This window comes from Ruegeria sp. HKCCD7221 (genome assembly GCF_013031225.1).
Classification (GTDB): Bacteria; Pseudomonadota; Alphaproteobacteria; order Rhodobacterales; family Rhodobacteraceae; genus Ruegeria.
On the sequence record NZ_WPZE01000001.1, the window covers coordinates 398923 to 412956 of the forward strand.

Sequence of the window (14034 nt, forward strand, 5' to 3'; positions counted from 1 at the left end):
CGAATCACCCATCCCTGCAGGAGCATTGAATGGCCGCCAAGGATACCAACGAAGACCGCAAATCCGACGAGCAGGAACAGGAAATCTCGCTGGACATGAGCCAGGCCCAGGTCAAGAAGATGATCGCCGAGGCCCGCGAGAAAGGTTATATCACCTACGACCAGCTTAATCAGGTGCTGCCGCCGGATCAGGTCAGTTCGGAACAGATCGAAGATGTGATGTCGATGCTGTCCGAGATGGGCATCAACATCATCGAGGATGAAGAAGCCGAAGAAGAAGAAAACAAAGGTTCAACCGAACTCACCACGACCGAAAGCAACCGCGAAGTTGCCCTGTCAGGGGCAGCAACCGAGAAGCTGGACCGCACCGACGATCCGGTGCGCATGTACCTTCGCGAGATGGGCTCGGTTGAACTGCTGAGCCGCGAGGGTGAGATCGCCATCGCCAAGCGGATCGAGGCCGGCCGCAACACGATGATCGCCGGTCTGTGCGAAAGTCCTCTGACCTTCCAGGCGATCACCATCTGGCATGACGAATTGCTGTCCGAAGACATTCTGCTGCGCGACGTCATTGATCTGGAGGCCACCTTCGGCAACCAGATGGACGAAGACGGCGATGTCGAAGAACCGGTGGTCGATACCTCGAACGTGCAGGCTGCCAAGCCCGCGAAAGAGAATACCGGCCCCGAATTGGATGCCGACGGCAACCCGCTGAACAATGACGATGATGATGACGACGACGATCAGGCCAACATGTCGCTGGCCGCGATGGAAGCCGCGTTGAAAGATCAGGTTCTGACGACACTGGAGCGGATCTCGACCGACTTCTCGATGCTGTCTGAAATGCAGGACAGCCGGATTTCGGCCACCCTGAACGAAGACGGTTCATTCAGCGAAAAGGACGAAGAAACCTATCAGAAACTGCGGGCCGAGATTGTTGAGCTGGTGAATGGTCTTCACCTGCATAACAACCGGATCGAAGCTCTGATCGACCAGCTTTATGGTATCAACCGTCGCGTCATGTCGCTGGACAGTGCGATGGTGAAACTGGCGGATCAGGCGCGGATCAACCGTCGGGAATTCATCGACGCCTATCGTGGCCGCGAGCTGGACCCGAACTGGCTGTCGGATATGGCCGAAAAACCGGGTCGGGGCTGGCAGATGTTCATCGAACGCTCGACCGCCAAGGTTGAAGAACTGCGCAATGATATGGCTCAGGTCGGGCAATACGTTGGTCTGGATATCCCGGAATTCCGCCGCATCGTGCAGCAGGTTCAGAAGGGCGAGAAAGAGGCGCGTCAGGCCAAGAAGGAAATGGTCGAAGCCAACCTGCGTCTGGTGATCTCGATTGCCAAAAAGTACACGAACCGTGGCCTGCAATTCCTTGATCTTATTCAGGAAGGTAACATCGGCCTGATGAAGGCGGTGGATAAGTTTGAATACCGTCGCGGCTATAAATTCTCGACCTATGCGACCTGGTGGATTCGTCAGGCGATCACGCGGAGCATCGCGGATCAGGCGCGCACCATCCGTATTCCGGTGCACATGATCGAAACGATTAACAAGCTGGTTCGGACCGGCCGCCAGATGCTGCACGAAATCGGCCGCGAGCCGACGCCGGAAGAATTGGCGGAAAAGCTGCAGATGCCGCTGGAGAAGGTTCGCAAGGTGATGAAAATCGCCAAAGAGCCGATCTCTCTGGAAACGCCGATTGGCGACGAGGAAGACAGCCAGCTGGGCGATTTCATCGAGGACAAGAATGCCGTGCTGCCGCTGGACAGCGCCATTCAGGAAAACCTCAAGGAAACCACAACGCGCGTTCTGGCCTCGCTCACGCCGCGTGAGGAACGGGTTCTACGGATGCGTTTTGGCATCGGCATGAATACCGATCACACGCTGGAAGAGGTGGGCCAGCAGTTCAGCGTGACCCGCGAACGTATCCGTCAGATCGAAGCGAAAGCCCTGCGGAAACTGAAACATCCCAGCCGATCGCGTAAACTTCGGTCGTTCCTGGACCAGTGATCAAAAAAGGCGCCTGACATCAGGCGCCTTTTTCTTTGGGCATCCGCCATAAACACGAAGTCTTGTTCAAACCTCAAATTGGCGAGAACTCACAAGTTATAAGGTCTCGGGGTTTCTATATCGCGCTTGTCCACTCATGGGACGGGCCGGGGCGAGGCGTTTGCGCCAATGACCCCCGGTCTCAGGCTTTGGTCGACACATCCAGCCTGCTTCGAAACGCACTGGGGGCTTGCCCTGTCCATCTTTTGAATGCGGTCGAAAACGCGGGTTGATCGGCATACCCCAACGAGAACGCAATCTCGGACAGAGGCATTCCATTTGTGATAAAGGTCTGGGCCAAATCACACCTCAGGTCCTCGACGATTTCCCGATAGCTTGTGCCTTCTTCCTTGAGCCTGCGGGCAAAGGTCCGGGTACTTAGCCCCAAATTTGCGGCGGCGTCTTCGGATTGAATGATCGCGCCGGGCAATGAGCGGGTGATCAGCCCTTCGACCTGAGCGCGCAGCTTTTGTTTCGGTTGCCGCTTTTCGGCGATGACACGGTCACCATATTCCAGCAGATGTTCGCGCAGTTTTGGGTCGTAGGTTGGAACCGGAAGATCCAGCGAAGACAGAGCCAGAACGATTTCCACCCTCTCAGCCCCAAACAACACGGGAAAACCCGCCAACCTTTGGTATTTGTTTCTGCTGCTCCCAACTTCGTGCTGAAAGCGAATTTCAATAGGAAAGAAGTTTGATTGCGTCAGGTCCCGCAGGCGGGCAAGACCCGCGAACAAAAGAAACTCGGTTCGCCGATGATAACGGGCATAACTTGCATCTTTCCATTCAGCCTCAATCGCGGCGAAATTTCCTGCAACCCTCAGGCTGAACATTAGGGCAGGGTCAATGAGACCGTGAAACCGGGACGCGTTTTCCAGTACCTGCTTCAGATCGCGGGAGTATTTACTGATATATGCCGTCAGGCTTGATGAAGATTTGAACTGTAGGCCGGCCCTGGCCGCAAATGTAGCGTCTGCCAGCACATCGCAGGCGAACCGCACAAAAAGCGCCTCTTTTTGGGCGCTATAGGTTGCTGATGTCTGGTCGTCGCGAGTTAGGCCACTTTTTTCCAGAACCTGATCCACAATAGCCGGATCGTTCGCTTGATCTTCAAGCATTCTGGTCAACAATTGAAGGCGAGCAATATCAACGTCCATAATGTGATTTTAGCGCATACATTGTGATTTCCACCAGTTTACCTGCTGGGGTTCTCGTGTGAACTGTCTTTCAACTGACTGTAAATCGTAAAAGGTTGGCAGGATTCAGCAAGACCTGTGTTGGCGATCCATCTAATATCCGCGCGTTGTCGGGTCCGTACCTTTATGGGGATGAAGGTCAGAGCCCAGCCAAATTGTCGCGCAGACGACCAGAGGCTCCCCGACACGTGACCTGCCAATTATCCAGTGTACTTTGGCGCTTTCGGGGCGAAGCCCTGTAAAGAACGCGTGCAACTTGATACCATTCTAACGCGCGCTCACGTGAATTTTGGGCGCGCCTGAATTGATTGTGAACCGGTCTTGCTCGCTATGAATGTACACTATTTCAAAATTCACCTCGTAACAGGAAAGAGTATGATTATGAAAAAGTTTATCACCACGGCAGTGACCGCTGCGGTCTTGCTGAGTACACCAGCTTCTGCCTCAGCGGCGCGGAACGGATTTCAGACAGTTGCGCTGAACAACTCGGTTTTTGAAGTGATCCCGCGCTCACGCAGGGATGTTGATGGATATTGGTGCGCAGCTGCGGATTTTGCGCGTCGAACTCTGGGAGCTGGCTGGCAGGATCGCATCTATGTCGTGCGTGGCTATGGCCCCAGCGAGGCAACGGGCCGCCGTACAGCCGTCCAGTTCTCGACCCAACCGCCTGCGGGTGGGGTGCCCCAGCAAGGCAGTTTCATAACTTCGGGTTTCAACCCCGGCGAAAGCATGTCAGTTCAGGGTGCCAATGGGCGTTGTAATGTCCGCCCTTTCTTGAACTGAGGTTAAGTCAACCACTAAATGCAGACCGAGTTTATTATTTCGACGAAAGGGCCGGGGTTGTATGAATTCACCTTGGACCTGCGCAACTGGCTTAGCTCGGTCTCAGGTGACGGTTTGCTGACATTGTTTGTGCGGCACACGTCTTGTTCGCTTGTGATACAGGAAAACGCAGATTCCGAGGTTCGGACCGATTTGCAAGCCTTCTTTGAAAGGCTGGTGCCGCCATCTGATCATCCGTCTATGTCTTACCTGCGTCATACCTACGAAGGCCCCGACGATATGCCTGCGCACATCAAGGCTGCTCTTTTACCGGTTTCCCTCAGCATTCCGGTAACAAACGGGCAGCCGATGTTGGGAACGTGGCAGGGCGTTTACCTGTTTGAGCATCGTGCGATGGCACACAATAGAAGGGTCGCTGCGCATTTTGCCTGAACCCTTTATCTTGCGGTGATAAATTCCGACTACCCAAACCCTAGCGGCTGCCCTATAGTTGTGGATAAGTAAGCCGTAGCGCTTACAAAAAGAGGTGGACAAAGGGACGAGGAGACGGCGGATGCGCTGCCCGTTTTGCGGAAATATCGACACTCAGGTGAAAGATTCACGTCCGGCTGAGGATCACGTTGCGATCCGCAGACGTCGCTTCTGCCCGGCGTGTGGCGGACGGTTCACGACGTATGAGCGTGTACAGTTGCGCGACTTGGTTGTAATCAAGACCAACGGCAAGCGCGAAGATTTCGATCGTGACAAGCTGGAACGTTCTATCCGCATTTCGATGCAGAAACGCCCGATTGAGCCGGATCGCATTGACCAGATGATCTCTGGCATTGTGCGCCGTCTGGAAAGCATGGGTGAAACCGATATCCCCTCAAGCAAGATCGGCGAGATCGTGATGGAGGCTCTGGCGCGGATTGACACGGTGGCTTATGTTCGCTTTGCCAGCGTGTACAAGAATTTCCAGGCGGCCGATGACTTTGAGGAGTTCGTCCACGAGTTGCGACCGCCGCAGCCTTCGTCAGACGAGTGATCGAAACAGATAAGCGATATATGGCGTTGGCCCTGTCCTTGGGTCAGCGCGGTCAAGGAACGTGTTGGCCAAACCCGGCTGTTGGTTGCGTTGTCGTGCGCGACGGTCGGATCGTTGGGCGTGGCTGGACGCAACCGGGCGGACGGCCCCACGCCGAAACCGAAGCTCTGAGTCAAGCCGGAGATGCAGCGCGCGGAGCGACAGCATATGTGTCTCTGGAGCCATGTTCTCATCACGGAAAGACGCCGCCCTGCGCCGAAGCTCTGATCGCGGCGGGTGTTTCACGCGTTGTCTCCGCGATCGAGGACAGCGATCCGCGCGTGGCCGGGCAGGGCTTTGCGATGCTTCGTGATGCGGGAATTGAGGTGACGACCGGGGTTCTTGCCGATCAAGCGGCGCGGGATCATGCGGGGTTCTTTTTAAAAACCGAACAGGGGCGGCCTTTTGTGACGCTCAAACTGGCCAGTAGTTTTGATGGCCGGATCGCGACCTCAAGCGGTCACAGCCAGTGGATAACCGGCCCCAAGGCTAGACGTGTGGTTCATGCGATGCGCGCCCGGCATGATGCGGTGATGGTCGGGGCAGGAACCGCGCGGGCAGATGACCCGTCGCTGAATGTCCGCGATCTTGGAATAGGCAACCAGCCTGTCAGAGTTGTTGTCTCGCGCCATCTGGATATTCCGCTGATCGGTCAACTTGCCAGAACCGCCGCTCAAATTCCGCTGTGGCTGTGCCACGGCCCGTCGCCGGACCCCGAGCGTGCACGTGCGTGGGAAGGGCTTGGCGCGACGCTGATCCCTTGCGCGTTGAATGATCACCAGATTGATGCCACGGACCTTTTGCAGCAGTTGGGGCAGGCCGGTCTGACCCGTGTCTTCTGCGAAGGAGGGTCTGCGCTTGCGGCGTCACTACTTGCCGAAGACCTTGTCGATGAGTTGGTCGGATTCAGTGCTGGCCTGACAATCGGTGCAGAAGGCTTGTCGGCAATTGGTTCACTGGGGCTAGAGACTTTGGACACCGCACCTCGGTTCGAATTGTTGGAGGTGCGGGCCGTTGGGCCGGATGTGCTGCACCGATGGACGCGATCTTTCCGCTAACCTCTGCGCCAGAAATGCGCGTGCGTGGCAAAAACGCCCTGTAGTTTGGACAGCAGTCGAACAGACGTGCCGCCTGTCGCCCCATAACCGTCCACCAAACGTTGTAGGGCGACTTCAACGGGGCAGGGTTGGTCGGTGACGGGGTCCAGATAGCGCGGATAATCTATCAAAGACGCGTGCACCAAACCCAACAATGATGGGCGCGCTCCGCGTCTCGCAGGAACGGACCCCAGATCTTGGGTCAGTCCCCAACCGGCATAGAAAGGTCCGCCAAGCGTCGTAACGCTGACATCGCGCAAAAGCGCCTCGAAGCCCAGCAGCGACGTCATGGTCCAGACTTCTTGCACTTTGGTAAGCAAAAGTGCGGGGTCGGAGTTCACTGCAACGACGTCAGCAAGTCCTGCCGTGTCAATCTCACCTTCGCGCAGCTTGGCTTCGACATCCGGGTGAGGCTTGTAGATGATGACGGCGTCTGGGTTCGCCTCGCGCGTCGTTCGCAATAGTTCAAGATTTGTCCGCACGTTGTTGGTGCCCAAAAGGATTGACGCATCATCCTCTACCTGACCGGGGACGAGTATCCGGTGACCCTCGGGCAGTTTCGGGCATGACCCACCCGTATTGTACTTGCTGAGGTTCGCAGACACGATGCGCGAGATAAGCTTTTCAGCTCGGATTTGCTGATCGGGACGCAGGGTTTCCCGCCGGGCGATCATCTCCTCAAGCTGGCTCGGACGGGTAGGGTCGTAGTAGATTCCGATGTCGTCGGTTGCCAGAGACAGGGGTGGCACAAGACGCGCGCCAAGCCCTCGGGACCGGAGAAATCCATCTTCGACCCGCGTGACATGCCCGGCATCGCGTGCGTGATTGCCCCACACCATGTGCGGCCGGTCCGGATTTTCAGGAATCTCGGTCGTGAACCGCATTTTCTTTTCGCGCCCGAACATCTGTTGCAGGTGTTTGCGCTTCCACAGCCGCATACCCGAGGCTGTCCAACCTTTGTGATCCTGCCGCCAAGCGCGCGTTTGCGCCTCAAGAATGTCGAGAACCGTTTCCAACTCGCACAATTGATCCTGAAACGGATCATACCACTTCGGGTACAGAACCATCGCAGCCGCAAACAACTGCGCGCGGGTCAAGGTGCGCTGCCTGCGGGGAAAAAAATGTTCGTCCTGCGTCAATCCCCAACCGGCATAGAACGGCTCGCCAAAAATGCGGGGTTTGTGCCCGGCGAGGATGGCTTCGAACCCCAACTGGGACGACAGGGTATAAACGCCGACGGCACCTTCCAGCAGCGTCCAGGGGCTGAGTGGTGCGTCAAAGAGTGTGACCCGGTCGGACAAGTCCTGTTCAGAATAATACCCGGCGCGATGCCCTTCGATCGTTTCAGGGTGGGCCTTAATCAAAACGCGTGCGCCCGGATTCTCTTCCTGCGCCATGACAAGCATCTCACGGAACCGGGCAGCGTCGCCTTTGCTGGCGGTGACGGATGCGTCGTCGCGCGCCTGATCCACGACCAAAACATATCCGGGGTCGGGTGGCGAAAGGGCCGTATCAAACGCAGAATACTTGCTGATGTTGAGCTCTTTCATACGGGCGATCCCGCCGCGCGCCCTGTTCAGCAGGGCGGTATCGTCCAGCGGGTGCGTGCTCAGAAGCGTTTCAATATCCGACGGTTGGGCCGGATCGAAGTGCAACCCGGTTCGATCCAGCAGCAGGCCCAGCGGCGCCTCGCCACTTCGGCCGGGATGCAGCGATCGTATAAAGGCATCCTCGACCCTGAGAAGGGGCGCGTTATGCTTCTCGGCTATGTTTAGGCCGCGATGGGCCGTTGGGCTGTTGCCCCAAATGCCGACAACATCGCCGTCCTTGGGAAGGCCTAGTCGGATGTCATACCTGGCAAGCGTCAGAATTCGGCGTATACGTCGCCCGGTCAGAAAACCGCCATTGTACACAAACAATCGGGTGCGATCCGCCCCGGCCGACGCTTGGGAATACATCAGCCGCCCGTAAGAGTGGCGACGTTTGCGAAGGGTGTCAGCCCGCCCGCGATGAGGGAAATTGACTTACTCCACTGTGAGTAGGGCGCCTCGGTCACATAGATCGTGTCGTCGTCGCGAATGACAAAGTCTCTGGCCACGAAAAGCCCGTTCGGGGCAGTCAGATTCAGCAGGTAGATCATACGTTGATCCCCCTGCAAATCCGCACGCCCCATAACTGTGCGAGCGATGTCCTGTCGCTCTCGCCGCAGAACGAAAATGCCTGTTGGGTCCGAAGACAAGGACTGCAAGCCGCCAACCTGAGCAAGCGCTTCAAGCGCGGACAGGTCCTGACTGTCAAAGGCAACACGCGACTGTCCACCAGTGGCGCCCAATGCGATATAAGACCGCGCGTCAGCCTCAACCAGAATACGGTCGCCGCCGCGCAAGGCCACATCCATCCGAGGGTTGCTAAACAGGTCCTCGTACCACACCGTGCCCCGTTCGTTGCCGCGAATAAGCGTCACCAGTGCAATATCCGACCCGACAGCAACACCACCAGCTTGGGACAGCATGCCCGTCAGGGTGCGCGTCGGACGTTCAATTGGGTAGATGCCCGGCGCCCCGATAGTGCCTGTCAGTGAAACGGTTGATCCATCACCCGCGATACGGCGCACTTCGACCTGCGGGTCGGGCGTTTGATCCTTGAGCTCTTGGGTGATCTGCATGCGCAACTGTTCCGGGGTGTTCCCGGCTGCACGGACGCGCCCCGCGTAGGGCACAAAGATAAACCCGTCGCTGTCTACCTGAACCTCGTTCAGCGCAGTTGCGGCCCCGGTTGGCCCCGTCAACAGGCCGTCATCGACGTTTTCCCATACGGTCAGTCCCAACACGTCACCCGGTCGCACTGTGTCGGCGGCCAAGCTCTGCGCGCTTTGAAACGAGGCGGGAAAGCCAAATTGTGGAATCGCGGACGTGGCCTGCGCGACACGATCATCGACTTCTACAACAAAGGCGTTGCCACCGTTTTCGACGGACCCGGCCAGAATCTGGTTCTTGCTGGGGCCGGACTTTGGAAGTTGACACGCCGCCAGAAGGCCAAGCGCGGCCACAAGGGAAACCCCCCGTATCCATTGGATTGGAAAGCTCTGCACTGCCGAATATCCTCAGTCTTTTTTGTTTGCGTTACGCTATCTGTTTCTTCTCGCAACTTCCAGCATCAACCTGTTCGTTTCCTTCCACTATTCTTAACTGTGGCGTCTGAGTCTCTGTCACATCAAGGACCGAATGGTAAGGATCGTGCGGGCTGAGCATCATGTCTGTGACGCGGCGCAGCAACTGGCGCCGACCGTGTCTGGAATAGAAACCGCCCGGCACTTGGCAGGTTTTCAAAAGAAAGTCCCGATATACCTGATAGGCGTCGTGGTCGGGCGGATCAGGGCGCGCAAAGAACTCTGCAATAGGCTGTTCTGACACGAAATCCGGTTTGTCATAGACCGATGTGCCGAAGGTGCGAATAGAGATGCCACGCCACAAAACTTGCTGACCTGCTGTCGAGTTGATCGTAACTGCGGAATTCGCATCATCCAGCAGTTTCGCCAATTTTCCGCCCGGAACATAATGGACCCGATCCGCGATCCCGTATTTGTTGGCAAAAAAGCGGGTTTTGCGTCGCAAGGGTTCGCGATGGTTTTCCAGCGGATGCTCTTTTACGACAAGCTGGTGATGCCGGGGTGCGCCTTCAGCAAAACCTTGGATTGCATGTTCGAGAAAGTCGGACATGCAGGTGTAATCCGAATGAGTCTGAACCGAACTGTCATGCCCCAACTGAAGCAGGACCAGATGATACGGCAATCCACTTCTGCGTGCTCGCGCCGTGGCCCATCGCCGCTGAACCCTGTGAAACGGCATTAGCATCAACCGTTTAAAGTACAAGCGGAATTCTTTTGAGACCGGCAGCTCTCGGTGCCGTCGGAAGTTGCTGTAACGATGGTTCAGAAACAAAAGGAACCAATGGTAGAGCGCGCCATAGAAAATGTGCTGCCGCATATCACCCCAATGCGACGGAGGGGGCGGCTTCGGCGCGTCAGAGCGATCCAGCGCCCGCTCCATCTGCCTGACATTCAGTGTCATCAGACGCGAATTGCCGTTGGAACCTGAACGCTCATAAGTGATCCACCATGGGCGAAGATATCCCTCTTCGAACACATGCACGGTGATGCCGCGGGTGCGCGCGATTTCGACCGCTTGGGCGTGGACGGGCCGGGTGTCTCCGTACAACACGATATCGGTGACGCTCAGGGTTTCGACGAAATTGCAAAACCACTCAGGCCATGTGCCGGCAGGGTCGGGGAAGGGAACGAAGCTGCTCCGGTCGAACCAGAACACCTCATCCCCGGCATTGAAACCCACGCGCCAGACCTTGGCCCCGGTTCCGCGCAGCGCGCGACCCAGAGCGCTGAAGAACGGCCCATGTGGCCCCTGTAGGAACAGGAACACGCGGCCATCGGCGCCGGAATTGAGTGGTGGCATTGGTACTGCTCGTTTCATTTTGGTGCGGAAATTATGCCTATTTGTGTCTATCACGGCAAGGCGGGGCTTGCCCCTACAGTCGGTTACGCTTACCTCGGCTTGGAAAACTGGTCACAGGTTAGAAGCTGAGGGTTAAAGCAATGTTTACCGGGATCGTCACAGATGTTGGCACTGTTACCGAGTTGGACCAGCAGGGCGATCTGCGGGCGCGGATTAAAACGGCCTATGATACAACCGGCATTGATATCGGCGCCTCGATTGCCAGCGACGGTGTTTGTCTGACTGTAATCGCGTTGGGTGATGACTGGTACGATGTCCAGATCAGCGCTGAAACCGTGTCGAAAACCAACTTGGATAGTTGGCAGGTTGGCAAGCGTGTAAACCTGGAGCGTGCTCTGAAAGTCGGGGATGAACTGGGCGGGCACATTGTATCCGGTCATGTCGACGGTGTGGCCGAAGTTGTCGCGGTGGAAGACGAGGGCGACAGCACCCGTGTAACTCTGCGTGCGCCTAAGGACTTGGCGCGTTTCATAGCGCCCAAGGGCTCGGTCGCTCTGAATGGAACGTCCCTCACAGTCAATGACGTGGCAGGCTGTGATTTTGGCATCAACTTCATCCCGCACACCAAGGAAGTGACGACTTGGGGCGGCGTTTCTGTCGGTGACAAAGTGAACCTCGAGATTGACACGCTGGCCCGCTATGTCGCGCGTCTGGCCGAAATGTCCTGACCAGACGCCGCGTTCTGGCCGGTTCGGGGCGTTTGCAGACTGGCCTTTGCGCGCGTGGTGGTCTATCCACCCGTGCAAACTTGCTCAGCGAAAGGCTGCCCAATGAGCTTTGAAACCCCCGGACCCGTCGAGGCGCAATTGCGCGACGCGATCAGCCCGATCGAAGAGATCATCGAAGAGGCGCGCAAAGGCCGGATGTATATTCTGGTCGACCACGAAGACCGCGAGAACGAGGGCGATCTGGTTATCGCCGCCGAGTTCGCGGATGCCGAGGCGATCAACTTCATGGCCACCCATGGGCGGGGATTGATCTGCCTGCCGATGACGGCCGAACGTGTGGACGCATTGGGTCTACCGATGATGGCGGTCAACAACTCGTCGCGTCATGAAACAGCGTTCACCGTATCGATCGAGGCGCGTGAAGGTGTGTCGACCGGGATTTCCGCCGCTGACCGCGCGCTGACCGTGGCGACCGCGATCAACGAACAGAACACCATGGCGGCCATCGCCACCCCCGGCCATGTCTTCCCCCTGCGCGCCAAGCGGGGTGGGGTGCTGGTGCGCGCAGGCCATACCGAGGCCGCAGTGGATATCTCGCGCCTGGCCGGGCTGAATCCCTCGGGCGTGATCTGCGAGATCATGAAACCCGATGGCACCATGGCGCGGCTGCCCGATCTGGTGGAGTTCGCCAAAACCCACGACATGAAAATCGGCACGATCAGCGATCTGATCACTTACCGCTCGCGCAATGACAATTTGGTGGTCGAGACCTCGCGGGAAACCGTCACCTCGGAATATGGTGGCGAATGGGAGATGCGGATTTTCACTGATCAAACCCACGGCATCGAACACGTCGTCATGGTCAAAGGTGACGTGACTACACCCGAGCCGGTTCTGACCCGTACTCACGCTTTGCATGAAGCGCCCGACATTCTGGGCCTTGGACCCAAATCCTCGCGCGAATTGCCGCGCGCGATGGAGAAGATAGCCGAAGAAGGCCGCGGCGTGGTCTGCCTGTTCCGCCAGCCGCGCAATTCACTTTATGCCGCCGAGGACGAAGGCCCGCGCACCATCAAGCAAACCGGCCTGGGCGCGCAGATCCTGTCCAAGATGGGTATTCAGGAACTGGTGCTGCTGACTGACTCGCCCGAAACCGTATATCTGGGGCTCGACGCGTTTGGCCTGTCCATCGTCGGCACCCGCTCTATCCTCAAGGAAGACTGATCGTGGCTGAACAAGATAAACACGGCGTCCTGCCGACCCCGACCTTCGACAAACCGGTGAAGCTGCTGCTGGTGGTGGCCCCGTTCTATCGCGCTGTCGCCGACAATATGGTCGCAGGTGCCAAGGCCGAGATTGAAGCAGCAGGTGGTACCTGCGACGTGGTCGAGGTTCCCGGCGCGCTGGAAATCCCGACCACCATCGCCATGGCAGACCGTCAGTGTAACTATGACGGCTATGTCGCGCTTGGTTGCGTCATTCGCGGCGAGACCACACATTACGAAACGGTGTGCAATGACTCCAGTCGTGCCATTCAGTTGATGGGCCTTCAGGGTCTGCTGATCGGCAACGGCATCCTGACCGTCGAGAATGACGAGCAGGCCGAGGTTCGTGCGAACCCAGAAAAGATGAATAAAGGCGGCGGAGCAGCCGCTGCGGCCTTGCATCTGATCGCGCTCAGCCGTAAGTGGGGCTCTTCCAAAAAGGGCGTGGGCTTCAAGCCGCCGTCCGAGTCCATCCTTGTGGCGGGCGACAGCAACGGACCCACGACAGCATGACCCAGACAGACGCGCCGAAACCGGCCAACCAGAAACGCCTGATGAAATCCGCCGCCCGGTTGTATGCCGTGCAGGCGCTGTTCCAGATGGAGCAGTCGGATCAGACCACCGAACAGGTTGTCAACGAGTTTCTGGATCACCGGTTTGGTGCCGTCTATGAGGGTGAGGAAATGCTGGACGGCGATATCCGCCTGTTCCGTAAACTGGTCGAAGACGCCGTGAACTATCAGGCACCGATCGACCAGATGACTGACCGCGCGCTGGTTGCCAAATGGCCTATCGCGCGCATCGACCCGACCCTGCGCGCCGCGTTCCGCGCCGCAGGCGCCGAGCTGACCCAAAGCGACACGCCGCCCAAGGTGGTCATCACTGAATTCGTCGACGTGGCACGGGCGTTTTTCCCCGAAGGGAAAGAGCCGAAGTTCGTCAACGCAGTTCTGGACCACATGGCGCGCGAGGCCCAGCCCGAGGCGTTCTGACGCCTTTACGCAGGGCCCATATGCGCTAGGCTGAACGTCGGAGCGCAAGGAGGCCCGCAATGCCCAAACTGATCCGTCTGTATATTACTCAGGTTGCCTGGGGTTTCGCGATCTCGGCAGTGTTTGTCGGTGTCTTGCTGGCGTTTAACGTGGCCAACCTGCGCAGCCTCATCACTGGGTCGGATATAGGACTGATTGCGCTGTTGATGATCTGGTTCATGAACGGCATCGTTTTTGCCGGTGTGCAATTCGCTTACAAGATCATGAGCATGGCTGAAAAACCCGGTGGCCCGCGCCGTGGTTCTCCGGTTGTGCACAGCTTTGAGCCTGCTGTCGTTCGTCGGGACGCCCCTGCGGGGAAATAAGCTAAGCTTGGAAAAAT

Annotated in this window: 14 protein-coding genes; 10 read left to right on the top strand and 4 right to left on the bottom strand. The window is 57.6% G+C overall.

The features are described from left to right. Positions 1-29: 29 nt before the first annotated feature. On the top strand, positions 30-2021 hold the full coding sequence (gene rpoD / locus GOX73_RS01975; RefSeq protein ID WP_171122750.1) for an RNA polymerase sigma factor RpoD: 1992 nt from the start codon (positions 30-32) through the stop codon (positions 2019-2021). 181 nt (positions 2022-2202) lie between these two features. Here rpoD and GOX73_RS01980 read toward each other — a convergent pair whose 3' ends face one another. Next, positions 2203-3177 carry an AraC family transcriptional regulator gene (locus GOX73_RS01980; protein ID WP_254428676.1) on the bottom strand — a complete coding sequence of 325 codons (975 nt, stop codon included), beginning with the start codon at positions 3175-3177 and terminating at the stop codon, positions 2203-2205. A 459-nt stretch (positions 3178-3636) separates the two neighbouring features. Between GOX73_RS01980 and GOX73_RS01985 the strand changes: the two genes are divergently transcribed. The 4 genes from GOX73_RS01985 (at position 3637) to ribD (ending at position 6159) form a co-directional block, all read left to right on the top strand. Next, positions 3637-4038, top strand: coding sequence for a hypothetical protein (locus tag GOX73_RS01985; RefSeq protein WP_171120983.1), 402 nt, complete (start codon positions 3637-3639; stop codon positions 4036-4038). A gap of 18 nt (positions 4039-4056) precedes the next feature. Continuing rightward, entirely contained in the window at positions 4057-4470 is a 414-nt protein-coding gene (locus tag GOX73_RS01990; RefSeq protein WP_171122752.1) for a secondary thiamine-phosphate synthase enzyme YjbQ, read from the top strand. Between the two features lie 121 nt (positions 4471-4591). Then, on the top strand, positions 4592-5062 hold the full coding sequence (gene nrdR, locus GOX73_RS01995; protein ID WP_171120987.1) for a transcriptional regulator NrdR: 471 nt from the start codon (positions 4592-4594) through the stop codon (positions 5060-5062). After that, positions 5062-6159, top strand: coding sequence for a bifunctional diaminohydroxyphosphoribosylaminopyrimidine deaminase/5-amino-6-(5-phosphoribosylamino)uracil reductase RibD (ribD, locus tag GOX73_RS02000; RefSeq protein ID WP_371808571.1), 1098 nt, complete (start codon positions 5062-5064; stop codon positions 6157-6159). Before nrdR ends, ribD begins: the two co-directional genes overlap by 1 nt. Here the strand turns inward: ribD and GOX73_RS02005 are convergent. The 3 genes from GOX73_RS02005 to GOX73_RS02015 are packed head-to-tail and all read right to left on the bottom strand — an operon-like array spanning position 6156 to position 10667. Further along, positions 6156-8156, bottom strand: coding sequence for a capsular polysaccharide biosynthesis protein (locus tag GOX73_RS02005; RefSeq protein WP_171122756.1), 2001 nt, complete (start codon positions 8154-8156; stop codon positions 6156-6158). The two genes, ribD and GOX73_RS02005, sit on opposite strands and share 4 nt — an antisense overlap. Then, positions 8156-9289 (bottom strand): polysaccharide biosynthesis/export family protein, encoded by a 1134-nt coding sequence (locus GOX73_RS02010; protein ID WP_171122758.1) that lies wholly within the window; start codon positions 9287-9289, stop codon positions 8156-8158. Before GOX73_RS02010 ends, GOX73_RS02005 begins: the two co-directional genes overlap by 1 nt. A 31-nt stretch (positions 9290-9320) precedes the next feature. Then, positions 9321-10667 (bottom strand): capsule biosynthesis protein, encoded by a 1347-nt coding sequence (locus GOX73_RS02015; protein ID WP_171122760.1) that lies wholly within the window; start codon positions 10665-10667, stop codon positions 9321-9323. Between the two features lie 140 nt (positions 10668-10807). Here GOX73_RS02015 and GOX73_RS02020 point away from each other — a divergent pair, with 140 nt between their 5' ends. The 5 genes from GOX73_RS02020 to GOX73_RS02040 all read left to right on the top strand — a co-directional run bounded on the left by GOX73_RS02020 (position 10808) and on the right by GOX73_RS02040 (position 14017). Beyond that, complete coding sequence (locus GOX73_RS02020) at positions 10808-11395, top strand: riboflavin synthase (RefSeq protein ID WP_171122762.1); 588 nt, start codon at positions 10808-10810, stop codon at positions 11393-11395. A gap of 102 nt (positions 11396-11497) precedes the next feature. Further along, on the top strand, positions 11498-12619 hold the full coding sequence (gene ribB / locus GOX73_RS02025; RefSeq protein ID WP_171122764.1) for a 3,4-dihydroxy-2-butanone-4-phosphate synthase: 1122 nt from the start codon (positions 11498-11500) through the stop codon (positions 12617-12619). Positions 12620-12621: 2 nt separating this feature from the next. After that, positions 12622-13173 carry a 6,7-dimethyl-8-ribityllumazine synthase gene (locus GOX73_RS02030; RefSeq protein WP_171122766.1) on the top strand — a complete coding sequence of 184 codons (552 nt, stop codon included), beginning with the start codon at positions 12622-12624 and terminating at the stop codon, positions 13171-13173. Beyond that, the gene (nusB, locus tag GOX73_RS02035) at positions 13170-13652 is read left to right on the top strand and encodes a transcription antitermination factor NusB (RefSeq protein WP_171122768.1); all 483 of its coding nucleotides are present in this window, start codon (positions 13170-13172) and stop codon (positions 13650-13652) included. Before GOX73_RS02030 ends, nusB begins: the two co-directional genes overlap by 4 nt. A 59-nt stretch (positions 13653-13711) precedes the next feature. Then, positions 13712-14017 carry a hypothetical protein gene (locus tag GOX73_RS02040; protein ID WP_171121004.1) on the top strand — a complete coding sequence of 102 codons (306 nt, stop codon included), beginning with the start codon at positions 13712-13714 and terminating at the stop codon, positions 14015-14017. The last annotated feature ends 17 nt before the right edge of the window (positions 14018-14034 follow it).

What these genes read in the sequence shown, in the direction of transcription:
- GOX73_RS01985 (WP_171120983.1), top strand. Translation starts at nt 3,637, where the DNA reads ATGAAAAAGTTTATCACCACGGCAGTGACCGCTGCGGTCTTGCTGAGT.
- GOX73_RS01980 (WP_254428676.1), bottom strand. Translation starts at nt 3,177, where the DNA reads ATGCTTGAAGATCAAGCGAACGATCCGGCTATTGTGGATCAGGTTCTG.
- nrdR (WP_171120987.1), top strand. Translation starts at nt 4,592, where the DNA reads ATGCGCTGCCCGTTTTGCGGAAATATCGACACTCAGGTGAAAGATTCA.
- GOX73_RS02040 (WP_171121004.1), top strand. Translation starts at nt 13,712, where the DNA reads ATGCCCAAACTGATCCGTCTGTATATTACTCAGGTTGCCTGGGGTTTC.
- GOX73_RS02020 (WP_171122762.1), top strand. Translation starts at nt 10,808, where the DNA reads ATGTTTACCGGGATCGTCACAGATGTTGGCACTGTTACCGAGTTGGAC.
- GOX73_RS02005 (WP_171122756.1), bottom strand. Translation starts at nt 8,156, where the DNA reads ATGTATTCCCAAGCGTCGGCCGGGGCGGATCGCACCCGATTGTTTGTG.
- nusB (WP_171122768.1), top strand. Translation starts at nt 13,170, where the DNA reads ATGACCCAGACAGACGCGCCGAAACCGGCCAACCAGAAACGCCTGATG.
- GOX73_RS02015 (WP_171122760.1), bottom strand. Translation starts at nt 10,667, where the DNA reads ATGCCACCACTCAATTCCGGCGCCGATGGCCGCGTGTTCCTGTTCCTA.
- GOX73_RS01990 (WP_171122752.1), top strand. Translation starts at nt 4,057, where the DNA reads ATGCAGACCGAGTTTATTATTTCGACGAAAGGGCCGGGGTTGTATGAA.
- ribB (WP_171122764.1), top strand. Translation starts at nt 11,498, where the DNA reads ATGAGCTTTGAAACCCCCGGACCCGTCGAGGCGCAATTGCGCGACGCG.
- rpoD (WP_171122750.1), top strand. Translation starts at nt 30, where the DNA reads ATGGCCGCCAAGGATACCAACGAAGACCGCAAATCCGACGAGCAGGAA.